Origin of the sequence: Candidatus Marithrix sp. Canyon 246 (genome assembly GCF_001723685.1) — a bacterium.
Taxonomy (GTDB): Bacteria; Pseudomonadota; Gammaproteobacteria; order Beggiatoales; family Beggiatoaceae; genus Marithrix.
Genome location: NZ_MCBX01000004.1, coordinates 84,656 through 98,184 on the forward strand (window position 1 = coordinate 84,656; position 13,529 = coordinate 98,184).

General features: G+C 33.2%; 14 protein-coding genes and 1 pseudogene. 9 read left to right on the top strand and 6 right to left on the bottom strand.

Translation table 11 applies throughout. The features are described 5' to 3' along the window. The first annotated feature begins 17 nt into the window (after positions 1 to 17). Both BHU68_RS17840 and BHU68_RS17995 read left to right on the top strand, forming a co-directional pair. Positions 18 to 1,886: pseudogene (locus tag BHU68_RS17840) on the top strand (TonB-dependent receptor plug domain-containing protein). Between the two features lie 15 nt (positions 1,887 to 1,901). Next, the gene (locus BHU68_RS17995) at positions 1,902 to 2,030 is read left to right on the top strand and encodes a hypothetical protein (protein WP_256359144.1); all 129 of its coding nucleotides are present in this window, start codon (positions 1,902 to 1,904) and stop codon (positions 2,028 to 2,030) included. A 136-nt stretch (positions 2,031 to 2,166) separates the two neighbouring features. Here BHU68_RS17995 and BHU68_RS17500 read toward each other — a convergent pair whose 3' ends face one another. Beyond that, on the bottom strand, positions 2,167 to 2,799 hold the full coding sequence (locus tag BHU68_RS17500) for a hypothetical protein (RefSeq protein WP_216092585.1): 633 nt from the start codon (positions 2,797 to 2,799) through the stop codon (positions 2,167 to 2,169). 75 nt (positions 2,800 to 2,874) lie between these two features. Between BHU68_RS17500 and BHU68_RS04075 the strand changes: the two genes are divergently transcribed. The 6 genes from BHU68_RS04075 to thiO all read left to right on the top strand — a co-directional run bounded on the left by BHU68_RS04075 (position 2,875) and on the right by thiO (position 9,113). Further along, on the top strand, positions 2,875 to 3,996 hold the full coding sequence (locus BHU68_RS04075; RefSeq protein ID WP_069470458.1) for an NAD(P)/FAD-dependent oxidoreductase: 1,122 nt from the start codon (positions 2,875 to 2,877) through the stop codon (positions 3,994 to 3,996). A 17-nt stretch (positions 3,997 to 4,013) separates the two neighbouring features. Beyond that, the gene (hslV, locus tag BHU68_RS04080) at positions 4,014 to 4,556 is read left to right on the top strand and encodes an ATP-dependent protease subunit HslV (RefSeq protein WP_069470457.1); all 543 of its coding nucleotides are present in this window, start codon (positions 4,014 to 4,016) and stop codon (positions 4,554 to 4,556) included. Beyond that, a complete protein-coding gene (hslU, locus tag BHU68_RS04085; protein ID WP_069470456.1) occupies positions 4,553 to 5,863 on the top strand; it encodes an ATP-dependent protease ATPase subunit HslU in 1,311 nt (436 codons plus the stop codon). The genes hslV and hslU overlap by 4 nt, the downstream gene beginning before the upstream one ends. A 212-nt stretch (positions 5,864 to 6,075) precedes the next feature. Next, complete coding sequence (locus BHU68_RS04090) at positions 6,076 to 7,383, top strand: AAA family ATPase (protein ID WP_216092584.1); 1,308 nt, start codon at positions 6,076 to 6,078, stop codon at positions 7,381 to 7,383. Further along, on the top strand, positions 7,376 to 8,032 hold the full coding sequence (locus tag BHU68_RS04095; protein ID WP_069470455.1) for a DUF3226 domain-containing protein: 657 nt from the start codon (positions 7,376 to 7,378) through the stop codon (positions 8,030 to 8,032). Before BHU68_RS04090 ends, BHU68_RS04095 begins: the two co-directional genes overlap by 8 nt. Then, a complete protein-coding gene (thiO, locus tag BHU68_RS04100) occupies positions 8,025 to 9,113 on the top strand; it encodes a glycine oxidase ThiO (RefSeq protein ID WP_069470454.1) in 1,089 nt (362 codons plus the stop codon). The genes BHU68_RS04095 and thiO overlap by 8 nt, the downstream gene beginning before the upstream one ends. Here the strand turns inward: thiO and BHU68_RS04105 are convergent, their stop codons facing one another. From BHU68_RS04105 to gpmA, 5 genes are read right to left on the bottom strand one after another with little or no spacing between them, the layout of a single operon-like run. Then, positions 9,114 to 9,320, bottom strand: coding sequence for a heavy-metal-associated domain-containing protein (locus tag BHU68_RS04105; RefSeq protein ID WP_069470453.1), 207 nt, complete (start codon positions 9,318 to 9,320; stop codon positions 9,114 to 9,116). Then, positions 9,310 to 9,843 (bottom strand): DJ-1 family glyoxalase III, encoded by a 534-nt coding sequence (locus BHU68_RS04110; protein ID WP_069470452.1) that lies wholly within the window; start codon positions 9,841 to 9,843, stop codon positions 9,310 to 9,312. The genes BHU68_RS04105 and BHU68_RS04110 overlap by 11 nt, the downstream gene beginning before the upstream one ends. Positions 9,844 to 9,845: 2 nt before the next feature. Then, the gene (locus tag BHU68_RS04115) at positions 9,846 to 11,177 is read right to left on the bottom strand and encodes a S41 family peptidase (RefSeq protein WP_083234159.1); all 1,332 of its coding nucleotides are present in this window, start codon (positions 11,175 to 11,177) and stop codon (positions 9,846 to 9,848) included. Positions 11,178 to 11,200: 23 nt separating this feature from the next. Then, positions 11,201 to 12,259 (bottom strand): murein hydrolase activator EnvC family protein, encoded by a 1,059-nt coding sequence (locus BHU68_RS04120; protein ID WP_171899514.1) that lies wholly within the window; start codon positions 12,257 to 12,259, stop codon positions 11,201 to 11,203. A 25-nt stretch (positions 12,260 to 12,284) separates the two neighbouring features. Then, positions 12,285 to 13,028: a 2,3-diphosphoglycerate-dependent phosphoglycerate mutase gene (gpmA, locus tag BHU68_RS04125; RefSeq protein ID WP_069470480.1), complete on the bottom strand. Its 744-nt coding sequence runs from the start codon at positions 13,026 to 13,028 to the stop codon at positions 12,285 to 12,287. A gap of 174 nt (positions 13,029 to 13,202) precedes the next feature. Between gpmA and BHU68_RS04130 the strand changes: the two genes are divergently transcribed. Beyond that, positions 13,203 to 13,529, top strand: coding sequence for an ArsR/SmtB family transcription factor (locus BHU68_RS04130; RefSeq protein ID WP_069470479.1), 327 nt, complete (start codon positions 13,203 to 13,205; stop codon positions 13,527 to 13,529).

Here is a 13,529-nt window from a genome sequence, read left to right on the forward strand (position 1 = left end):
TGTCTTTAACTGAATTAATGAATGTTGAAGTTTTTAACCCTAGTGCGAGTTTGGCAGCGCGAAAGGAACAAAAGTTCAGTGAAACACCAGCGGCTTTATTTGTTCTTACTCAAGAAGATATTCGTCGCGCTGGAATTACTAGTATTCCAGAAGCATTAAGAATGGTGCCGGGGGTACAAGTAGCAAGAGTGGATGCTAATCAATGGATTATTAGTGCTAGAGATTTTAATGATCAATCTTCTGGTAAATTAGTAGTGATGATAGATGGACGTGCAGTGCATAGCCCATTGCGTTCTCAAACCAATTGGGATTTTCAAAGTACATTAATAGAAGATATTGAACGTATTGAAGTTATTAAGGGTCCCGGGGCTGCTTTGTGGGGCGCAAATGCTGTTAATGGAGTTATCAATATTATCACTAAATCTGCTAAAGATACGCAAGGCGTTTTAATTACTAATTCTTTCGGTAAGGGTGAAGAACAGAATGTTTTAGGAGTAAGATATGGCGGTAAAGTAGGTGAGAATGCTCATTATAGAATATATAGCCAATTTTATGAGCATGATAGTTTTGTTGATGCTCTAGGTGCTGATCAAAATGATAATTGGCAAATGAAACGTGCTGGTTTTAATATGGATTGGGCAGCATCAGAAAATGATAATTTTACTTTAGAAGCTGGGATTTATGATGGATTTATGAAATCCAATAGTTTTAATATGATATCCACTGAACGCTTAAATTCTACAGATAAAGTCAGTGGTTTACACTTATTAAGTCGTTGGCAACATAAAATGGATAGCGGCGAAATGATTTTACAATCTTATTTTAATAGGGTTAAACGTAATCAGATTTATTTGCAGTCAACTCATAATATCTATGATATAGATTTTCAACATCGCTCACAACTGAGTGATAAACATGAATTTATGTGGGGTTTAGGTTTTCGTTATACTGATAGCTCAATTGATAATTCAGAGTTTACCAGTTATATTCCTAATAATAAAAAATATAATTTATTTAGTGCTTTTGTTCAAAATGAATTTATTGTTACAGATGATTTACGTTTAATAATAGGTTCAAAATTTGAACAGAACCATTCTACTGGTTTTGAAATTCAACCAAATATACGTATGTTGTGGAATATAAATGAGAAACATAGTATGTGGGCTGCGGTATCACGCGCTGTTAGAACTCCATCTCGTATAGATCAAGATTTACAATTGAACATAATAATACCTCATAGTCCTAAGTTGCTAATTAGTGGTAATCCTGAATTAAATTCAGAATAATTAATAGCTTATGAATTGGGTTATCGTTTTAATCCCACAAATAATTTGTTAGTAGATGCTAGTTTATTTTATAATGATTATGATGAATTGCGTTCTATAGAAACTAGCTTTCAGCCATTTCCAATACCAACTATTTTTAATCAATTTGATAATCAAATGTTTGGATATAGTTATGGATTAGAATTAGCTAGTCATTGGCAAGTAACAGATGCTTGGAAATTAATTGGTACTTATAGCTATTTACATACTAATTTAGAAGTAACAACTAATAGTAACTATACTGGTTCTGAGTTATTAGAACATAATTCACCAACAAATCAAGTTAGTTTACGTTCATTATGGAATATTAAAGATAATTTAGAATTAGACGCTAGCTTATATTATGTTGATGAACTTGAATCTCAAAAGCTAGCAGGATACACTCGTTTTGATTTACGTTTAGGATGGCAAGCCAACAAAAATTTGGCTATCAGTTTAGGTGGACGTAATTTGCTTGATAGTCAGCATAGTGAATTTGGTGGTTTTGGAAGTCCCGGTAGTGCAATTTATACTAATGAAATACCTAGATCGTATTATTTACAATTCCAATATCAGTATTAAAATTCCAGACTAAAAATGTTACCAAGAGAATTAACCAAGGAAATTTTAGCAGGTTTTAATTCCGCAGATGTAGTCTTTTTACTTGGCACACGGCAAGTTGGTAAAACTACTTTGACTCATTTAGTAGCAAATTTTGCCTCTTGAAGGAATGGATGAATATGGTTGAACCTTTGAATTTTGATGAATTCTTATTGTGCAATGATAGAATTTGAAAAAAAATATACTTCTTACTGATTTTAAACCTGACAGGTTTTAAAAACCTGTCAGGTTTAGATATTATCTATTTTCTGCCTCTTCTTTTACTTTTTCTACTACTTGGTGAAGTTTTAGCTTTATCGTAAATGCTGCTGCTACCAGAATTACTTCTTGAGCTTGGTGTTGTGCTGGTACTACGTGTAAAACTCTTGCGACTAGTAGCTTGACGTTGTTGATAAGCTGATGTCTGTTGTTGTTGTACTTGTTGATGTTGTTGGTAATTAGAATTACCAGCTAATTTACTAGCAATCAAACCACCTATTAAGCCAGCAGCAGCACCTGCTAAAATAGTTTCTCCTAAGCTTAAACCCGGGCTACTTGCTTGTGGTGTTTGTGTCAGATTAGAAGTACCATTTTCAACTTTTGCCGCTTCAGCTTCAGCTAGTTTTTTCAGTTCTTCTTCTGTGAGCATACGCTCATTGCCTTCCATATCCTTTAAAATAGCACGAGTTCCAGTAGAACTAGGATGCTTTTCTTCAATAATATAGGAATCAGGATCTTTAGCTGTTTGTTTAATAACTAAAAATTGACCTTGTTCAGACTTTGTAGCGTCACTTATGGTGCCATTAGGATTAGCTGGCGCCTTTTCTTCAGCATCATTACAAGCTTGTAATCCAAATCCAATAAATATAAATAGAGGTATGTATTTTTTCATCATATTATTAAGTTGAGTTTTTTGTAAACGTTAATTATATAATATCTAATTCTATTATATTCAACATTATTTTTAACTATGTCAAATATTGTTATTATTGGGGCTGGATTTGGAGGTTTAACTGCGGTTAAAACTCTGCGTAAGCAAGGATATAAAGATAGCATAACTTTAATTTCTCCACGCCCAGAATTATTTTATTATCCCAGTTTGATTTGGGTGCCTGCTGGTTTACGTACTCAAGATGATTTAACTATTAATTTAGAAAAGTTTTTTAAGCGTCATAAAGTAGAACATATTGCGGCTAGTGTTACTGGTTTAGATCCTGAAGCGCGACAAATACAGACTGATACTGATACAACAACTATAGCTTTTGATAGTTTGATCATAGCGTCAGGTGGGCGTTTTCTGAAAAAATTGCCCGGCATTGAACATGTTTATACGCCTTGCGAAGGTTATATTCCTACCAAAGCTTATAGTGATCGGCTTGCTGAAATGGATGGTGGAACTTTAGCCTTTGGTTTTGCAACTAATCCTAAAGAACCGGGGGCAATGCGCGGTGGTCCAATTTTTGAGTTTTTATTTGGAATTGATACCTTATTAAGAAAGCAAAAACGCCGTGATAAGTTTGAATTGGTATTTTTTAGTCCAGCACCTGAACCGGGTAAACGCTTAGGCGCAAAAGCTGTTACCGCTTTATTGGGTGAAATGAAAAAGTATAATATACGTACTGATTTAGGCCACAAAATGAAAGGCTTTAGTGCGGATGCTGTACATAATGAAGGCGGTGATATTAAAAGTGATTTGACCATGTTTATGCCCGGAATGACTGGTAATGAATGGGTTCAAAATAGCGGCTTACCACTTTCAGAAGGTGGATTTATTAAAGGTGACGCTCAATGTCGTGTACCCGGCTTTAAAGACATTTATGTAGTAGGTGATATTGGAAGTTTCCCCGGTCCAGATTGGATGCCAAAACAAGCTCATATGGCTGACTTACAAGCAGAAGCAGCGGCAAAAAACATATTATCAGAACAAAAAACTCATGAGTTTAAAACTGAGTTGGTATGTATTGTTGATACTCTGGATAAAGGAATGTTAGTTTATCGTAGCCCGAAAAAAACTCGACTTATGCCAAAATTAAGATTATTTAATTGGGCAAAACGCTTCTTTGAATGGCATTATTTAAGAGATTATCGTTAATTTACGAAGGATTTTATATGGAACAATTTAGAGGTACCACGATTTTATCTGTGCGCCGTGATGGGCAAGTAGCCATCGGCGGCGATGGGCAAGTTTCAATGGGTAATACTGTTATGAAACATAATGCCCGTAAAGTTAGACGTTTATATCATAATAAAGTTTTGGCTGGATTTGCTGGTGGAACCGCTGATGCTTTTACTTTATTTGAACGTTTTGAGGGAAAACTGGAAAAACATCATGGTAATTTAACTCGCGCTGCTGTTGAATTAGCTAAGGATTGGCGTACTGATCGTATGTTGCGCCGCTTAGAAGCCTTGCTAGCTGTAGCAGATCATACGGCTTCTTTTGTTATTTCTGGTAATGGTGATGTTATAGAACCCCAAGATAGTTTAATGGCAATTGGTTCAGGTGGACCATTTGCGCAATCAGCAGCACGAGCTTTATTGGATAATACTGATTTAACCGCAACAGAAATTATTGAAAAATCATTGAATATTGCGGCTGATATATGTATTTATACCAATAATAATTTAACCATTGAAACTTTAGATATAAAATGACACCAAAGCATATTGTTAGTGAATTAGATAAGCATATTATTGGTCAAGACGCTGCAAAACGAGCTGTTGCTATTGCTCTACGTAATCGGTGGCGACGTATGCAGTTAGAAGAAGATTTACGCAACGAAGTTACTCCAAAAAATATTTTAATGATTGGACCAACAGGCGTAGGTAAAACCGAAATTGCTCGCCGTTTAGCTAAATTAGCCAATGCTCCTTTTATTAAAGTCGAAGCCACAAAATTTACTGAGGTAGGTTATGTTGGACGTGAAGTGGATTCTATTATTCGCGATTTAACTGATATGGCAGTAAAAATGAATCGTGAAGAAGCTATGGTTCATGTACAAGATAAGGCATTAGATGCCGCTGAGGAACGAGTTTTAGATGCTTTATTGCCATCAGCGCGTGATAGCGACAGCAATGAAAACTCATCTGCAACGCGACAAAAATTTAGAAAAATGTTGCGTGAAGGTAAACTTGATGAGAAAAAAATTGAAATTGATGTAAATGATTCGCGTGTAGGTGTAGAAATCATGGCACCTCCGGGCATGGAAGAAATGACAAATCAATTACAAGGCATGTTTCAAAATATGGCAGGTGAACGCACTAAAAGTCGTAAAATGCTAATTAAGGATGCGATGAAAGTGCTTCAAGAAGATGAAGCTGCTAATTTAGTAAATGAAGAAGAATTAAAAACGCAAGCAATTGAACGTGTTGAACAAAATGGAATAGTATTTTTAGATGAAATTGATAAAGTAACAACGCGCTCCGATGCTAGAGGTGCTGATATATCGCGTGAAGGAGTGCAACGAGATTTATTGCCACTAGTTGAAGGTTCAACTGTAAGTACAAAATATGGTATGGTTAAAACTGACCATATTTTATTTATTGCTTCTGGAGCTTTTCATTTATCGAAACCATCAGATTTAATTCCAGAATTACAAGGTAGATTACCAATTCGTGTAGAATTAAATGCACTTGATGCGGAAGACTTTGTTCGTATTTTAACAGAACCAGACGCCTCATTAACTGAACAATACATTGCTTTAATGAACACAGAAGATTTAAAGCTAGAATTTACAGAAGATGGAATTAAACGCATTGCAGAAATGGCATGGCAAGTAAATGAACAAACCGAAAATATAGGTGCCAGACGTTTACATACAGTGATGGAACGTCTATTAGAAGAAATATCATTTGAAGCCTCAGAAAAACAAGACGAAGCGGTTATTATAGATGTTGACTATGTCAATAAACATTTAACTAAGCTGGTTAATGATGAAGACTTGAGTCAGTATATTTTATAAATTTGTAGGGGCAATCCTTTATGGTTGCCCAATTGCTAGCAGGATTATTAAATGATAACAGAAATAAAAAATATATAGATGATTTATTATCCTATTCAGAATTTAAATCAAATCTATAAAATCGCATACCCTAATAAACCTTATGATTTTAAAAACAAAAATTAATAAATTTATTGGAATAAAATTTCACAATTTCTTATGTATATAGTAATATGTTAGTAGAATTTTCGGTTTCCAATTACCGTTCAATTGGAGATGAACAAATATTAAGTTTAGTACCTTCAGAACAACAACAGTTAAATAACATTCTTGAAAATGGTAAATATAAGGTATTAAATGCTATTGGAATTTATGGAAATAATGCAAGTGGTAAAAGCAATCTACTTAGTGCAATTGAATTATTAAATAAACTACTCTATTTATCCGCGCGTTCAAATTCAACAACTAAACTGCCATATCAACCTTTTTTACTAAGAGAAGGATATGAATTAAAACCAACCAAGTTAGAAATTACCTTTATTATTGATGAAAACCGTTATCGGTTTGGGCTTGAGTATAATAAAGAAGAAGTTCTTAGAGAATGGCTTTATTGCTTCGATGCAACACATCAGGAAGTTATGTTATTTGAACGAGAAGGTGACATAATTGATGCTTCTGAAGACTATAAAGGTTCTCCTGAATTAATTAATGCTGCTATTGAAGCTACAAGAGATAATTCCTTATTTATTTCAACCTGTGATATGTTAAATGTTTCTGGTGCTAAACTAATTTTTAAATGGTTTGATAAACTGCTTTCTATTAATGGCATAGAAACTCAACGTGAAGAAATTAGAACTGTTCACTTGTGGGAAAATAAGGAATATAGAAAAAAAATTAAAGAATATTTAATGTTACTTAATTTAGGTATTCATAATTTAGACATTGTAATTGAAGATTTTGATGTAGCAAAGATGTCAGATAACTTAGATAAAAACATTAGAAATCTATTAGATAAAATTCCCGGTGGTCAAATAATTAAAACAATTACAACTCATAAATTATACAATAGAGAAGGTGCTACAACTACTGAATCTGTGAATTGGAATTTAGATGAACATGAATCAGAAGGTACAAAAAAAGTATTTCATTTAAGTGGTCCCATCATTAGAACTTTGAGTGAAGGAGGTGTTTTAGTTATTGATGAAATTGAAGCTAAAATGCATCCTATTATTACTATTAATTCAATAAATATTTTTTTAAATAAAGTCACAAATCCGTATGGGGCACAAATTATTTTTGCTACTCATGATACAAATATACTGACATATTGCCCACTTAGGAGAGACCAAATCAATTTTGTTGAAAAGAATAATTGGGAAGCTACTGAGATTTATGCTCTTTCAGATTTTAAATATTTTGATGAAACAAATGACTCAGGTGTTCCTGATGTAGATAAAGAAAAAAGATATTTTGAAGGTAGATATGGAGCTATACCTGCTCTAGGTCCTTTTATTGAAAAATTGGAAAAATGGTATGGCTAAAAAGGGAACAGGAAACCAACTTCATAAAAAAGGCGAAACCAAAAGACCTTCACGACTCAAAAAATATCCTAATTCTTTAATAAAACCAGTTGTTATATTACATGAAGGAAAAAATGATAAAGAATTATTAGAACTGTTAATACAAAAATTAGAATTAGATATTGATAGAATAGGATTCTTAGTTATGCGTGGAAAAAGTGATTTTTTTAAATCAGAACATCTAAATTATCAAAAGATAAAAGATAGTATTGAAAATGAACAAATTAATAAACTTTTATTTGTTGTCGATGCCGATTACGAAGATAAAGATCAAAAATATGGTGGCTATAAAAATACCAAAAATGAGTTAAAAAATATCATTGATGAATTAGGAATTACTGAATATTCAGATATTTATATTGTTTGTGATCCTACAACTAAAGAAGGATATTTAGAATCATTAATACTTTCTACCATCCCTGAACAACATAAAAAGTGTATAGAAAATTTCTTATCCTGTTCAGAATTTAAATCAAAAGATAATCATAAAAGTATTTTAAATCAAATCTATAAAATCGCATACCCTAATAAACCTTATGATTTTTCACACAAAAAATTTGATACATTAAAACAAAAATTAATAAATTTATTGGATACTTCACATGAATGACTGTTTAATTATTGGCGGTGGCATCAGCGGCTTATTGACAGCTTTACAATTACAAGACGCTGGTTTAAAAGTAACTTTAATTGAGCGGCAAAATACTGGGCAAGAATCATCTTGGGCTGGTGGTGGAATTGTTTCTCCTCTTTATCCTTGGCGTTATTCTGATCCTGTTAATGCTTTAGCTAGTTGGAGCCAGCAACATTATCCTAGTTTTGTTGATGATATAATAGCTAAAACTGGAATTGATCCAGAATTACATCATACCGGTTTATTGGTTCTTGATACTGATGATTATTCTCAGGCTCGTGCTTGGGCTGATCAATATAAGGTTAATTTAGAATCTCTTGATAATGTACAAGCATGTGAACCTCAATTAAATCCTAATTATCAACAAGGTTTATGGTTGCCTGATATAAGTAATATTCGCAATCCGCGTTTGCTTCAAGCTTTAAAACAAGCTTTGATATTGTCAGGAGTTAAATTATTAGAACATCAACAAGTCAAAACTTTACGACAAGACAATAATAAAATTGTAGGGGTAGAAACTGAACAAGAATTTATTGCTGCTAACCGAGTAGTTGTAGCAACTGGTGCTTGGAGTGCTAAGTTTATTGAAAATATTGATGTTAAACCAGTCTGTGGGCAAATGATATTATTTAAAACTCCACCAGCTTTAATTTCACGGATAGTATTAGCTAAAGATCATTATGTCATTCCACGTCGCGATGGTTACGTTTTGGTAGGTAGCACCTTAGAACATGTTGGTTTTAATAAAAATACTACTACTGCCGCCAAAGAAGAATTAAAATCAATTGCATTTGATTTAATACCCAAATTAGCAAATTACCAAGTGGAAAAACATTGGGCTGGTTTACGCCCTAGTTCACCAAATGGTGTGCCTTATATTGGCAAACATCCTGATATTGAAGGATTATATATTAATGTTGGGCATTTTCGTAATGGAATTGTATTAGGTTTAGCCTCAGCGCGACTAATAGCTGATATAATTTTAGAGCGATCAGCTATTTTGGATGTTCGCCCTTATGAAATTTTAGACAAACCTGACAGGTTTACTTGTTCTTAATTAATTAACAGGAAAACCAATATCATCTAATAAATCAGCAATTTGCTTCCAATCAGTTGCTGATTCATCCCATTCAATTGTGACCATTTTAGTATCAGCTTCTGCTTTTACTTTAATAACACCCTTTAATTCACTGAGTTCGCGTTCAATTGTATTAGTGCAATGTTGACAACTAATATTAGGAATATTTACTGTTTTACTGCTCATATAATAAGCCTTTTGCAACTTCAAGTCGTTTGTCTTTTCCTGCTAAAATTTCAATTAGTTCCAGAGCAAATTCCATTGCTGTCGCAGGGCCTTTTGAAGTTATTATTAGTCCATCTTTAACCACCGACGCATCAGATACATTTTCTAATATGCCGGGATAACTGGTAGCAGATTTATTTTCTAATAAACCTGCATTTGCCAAAACTTTTGGTGCAGCACAAATAGCGGCAGTATATTTACCTTGTTGCTGCATGTCTTGCAGTATCTTATGAATACGAGGATCACGATCTAAATTATCACTGCCGGCTAAACCACCCGGTAAAATAATCATATCAAAAGATTGTTTTAGAACATCATCTAATGTGGTATCAGCTACTAATACCACACCACGACTAGCTATCACTGGTTTATCATCTAATCCCGCAGTAACTACTGTAATTTCAGCACGACGCAGGATATCAATGATAGTAACAGCTTCTAGTTCTTCGCAACCTTGTGCTAAAGGAACAAGTACAGTCGCCATATTTAATTATTTCTAATTGCTTTCATACCTTTTAGGTAAGTAAGAGCTTCATAAAGCAGATAATCTTCTTTAGCCAAAGCAGAACCTAACTTCTTAGGATCTCTTCTTGGCAACACGATTTGCTTTTTCTTCTTATAACTACCATTACTAGTATTACTTTCTAAATGACCAGCCAAATCAGACTCTTTAATTCTAAAACCTGATGATTTCTCTTTTGATTTTTTATCTGCTAATACAACATCAGGCTCTATGCCTTTAGCTTGTATAGAACGACCAGCTGGTGTGAAATAACGAGCTGTAGTTAATTTTAATGCCGCGTTATTATTCATAGGTAATATGGTTTGCACTGAGCCTTTTCCAAAACTTTTAACGCCCATAATTACAGCACGGTTATGATCTTGCAGTGCGCCTGCAACAATTTCTGACGCTGAAGCTGAACCACCATTAAGTAATACAATAATTGGAGCACCATTTAACAAATCATCTGGGCGAGCTCTAAATCTAAAAGAAGCATCACGAATACGCCCTTCAGTATAAACTATCAAACCACTTTTCAGAAAAGCATCAGAAACTGCTACTGCCGCATTTAATACACCACCGGGATTATTACGTAAATCCAAGATTAAGCCTTTTAACTGATTGTTATTACCTTCTTTTAGCAGTTTAATAGCCTTGCGTAAATCTTTACCTGTCTGGCTTTGAAATTGACTAATACGAACATAACCATATCCTGATTCCAAGCTACGACTTTTAATACTTTTAACTTTAATAATTGCACGAATAACTTTAATGTTTAAAGGTTTAGTTTCACCTTCACGAACTATGGTTAAAATTATTGGACTACCGGTTTTACCACGCATGATTTTAACCGCATCAGCTAGAGTCATGCCTTTTACTGATTTGTCATTTAAACGAATGATTAAATCACCAGATTTTATTCCAGCACGTTGTGCAGGTGTATCATCAATAGGTGCAATAACTTTAACAAAACCATTCTCCATACCAACTTCAATACCAAGCCCACCAAATTGACCACTGGTACCAATTTGTATTTCTTTAAAAGCTTGAGGATTTAAATAAGTTGAATGCGGATCAAGACCATTAAGCATACCTTGAATGGCATATTCAAGCAGAACTTTATCTTCTACATTTTCAACATAATCAGTTTTAATTCTTTCAAAGACTTCACTAAATGCCCGCAAGTCTTCAAGTGGCAAATTTAACATAGGGTTATTATAAGAACGGTCAGCAAAAACTGTTGTTCCAACTACAATTAACCCACCAAGTATTGCGCCTAGAAAGACGCTAGGTAAATAACGAAAGATTATTTTCATTTTCATATTCCTAATTATATTAATTAATGTAACCAATTACGTGGTGCTTGAGGTTTAGCTTGATAACGAATTTCAAAATATAAGCCAGATATTTTATTACCACCACTATTACCTACAGTTGCAATAATATCATTAGCTTGTACCCAATCACCCATTTTAACATATAGACTTTGATTATGAGCATATAAACTCATATAAGATTGACCATGATCAATTATAATTAATAAACCAAAATTGCGAAACCATTGAGCAAATATTACTTGCCCGGGTGCAATAACTCGAATCTTATTTCCTAATGGTGCTGCAATCAACATACCTTGCCATTTTAAACCAGCAACTAATTTATCGCCAAATCGTTTTAAGATTCGCCCTTTTACTGGTGGTGCGAATTTACCTTTTAAACCGGGTAAATTATCAGTTTTAGGTACTGTATCTAAGGTAGATAATAAGGTCTCTAAATGGCGTTTATTTTCTTGTAAACGCTTTAGCTCTGTGCTTTGATTTTCAAGCGTATTAGCTAGTTGCGCTAAAATTTTTTTACGTTGTTGATAATTGAATATTAATGCTTGTTTTTTCTTAATCTGTGTATTAATAACATTATTAATATCAGCTTTTTTTAACTTAATTGTATCTTTAAGTGTGATTAAATTTTCTAAAGAAATTTTAATTGTCTGAATTTGATTACTTTTAGTACGATTTAAATATTCATAATAAGTCAACATTCTACCAACAGTAAAAACATCTTCTTGATTTAACCATAATTTCAAATAATCTTGCCTTCCCATTACATAAGCGGCAGTTATTTGTTTTGCTAAAACTTTGCGTTTTGCTTGTAATTTTCTTTGTATTTGATTTTCTTGTTTTTTTAACTTATATAAGGTTCTTTGTTTGTTTGTCAGCGCGTTTTGTAATGTGTGAATACGATTTGCAATATCACCTATTTGTTCTTCTTTCTGCTTTAACTTCTGTTGCAATCTCCCATATTGACTACGAGCATTATACATTTGCGCTTTAAGTTGTTTGATGCGTAATTCTAATTCACGGATTTGTTCATTAGACATGGTAGATGTTGAAACTACCATTAATATCAATACAAATATTAGTTGATTACTTAGCTTTGCCTTGATTTGCAACTGCTTGCATAGCTTTTTCAATATCCTCATTATCACCTAAATATTGACTTTTAATAGGAATTAAGTCTTTATCTAATTCATAAACTAAAGGAACTCCTGTAGGAATATTTAAATTTATCATATCTTCCTTCGATATATTATCTAAATATTGTACTAAAGCTCGCAAACTATTTCCATGCGCTGCAATAATAATTCTTTTGCCATCTTTAATGTTTGGTGCTATACTTTCATGCCACAACTCTAAAACACGATCAGCAGTCATTTTTAAATTTTCAACTACTGGTAATTGTTGCTTGCTAAGATTGTGATATCGTGGATCATGCCCGGGATAACGTTCATCAGATCTATCAAGTGCAGGCGGTAATTCATCATAACTGCGTCTCCAAATTTTAACCTGATCACTACCATATTTGTTAGCGGTTTCAAGTTTATTTAAGCCTTGAAGATTACCATAGTGTCTTTCATTTAAACGCCAATCACGATCAACTGGAATCCACATAGCATCCATTTCATCTAAGGCAATCCAAAGAGTTCTAATAGCTCTTTTCAAAACTGAAGTATAAGCTATATCAAATGTATAGTCTTTTTTTAATAACTTGCCTGCATTTAAAGCTTCTATTTTTCCTTTTTCTGTTAAATCTACATCTGTCCAACCAGTGAAACGGTTTTCTTGATTCCACACACTTTCACCGTGTCTTAATAAAACAAGTTTATACATGAATAATTTTTTCTCTGCTAACATTAAATTTTTTCAAGTATAACAAATTAATTTTTTTTATGAAAGTAGTTTGATATATTCTCAAATGCTGTTAAAATAAATTATAATATAATGTAATAAACCGGATTTATAATTATGATAACTGCAAATTTTAGTGAGTTTGACATGAAATCAATGTCAAGCGCGTATTCAAATCTAACCCTAATGGCTCATGATGATGATATTGAACGAGCTGCACGTTCAATGAAGGCTATGTCTCATCCATTACGTTTAAAGATTTTATGTGTTTTGGGTGAGAATGAATACAGTGTTCAAGATATTGTTGATAAGGTAGGCACTTCACAAAGTAATATTTCTCAGCATTTGGCAATTTTGCGTGATAAAGGTATTTTAGGATCACGTAAAGATGCTAATCGCGTCTATTATCATGTCAGTGATGTACGTACTTTACGTTTAATTAGTATGATGCGCGAAGTATTTTGTTCTACTTTCTGTGGATGA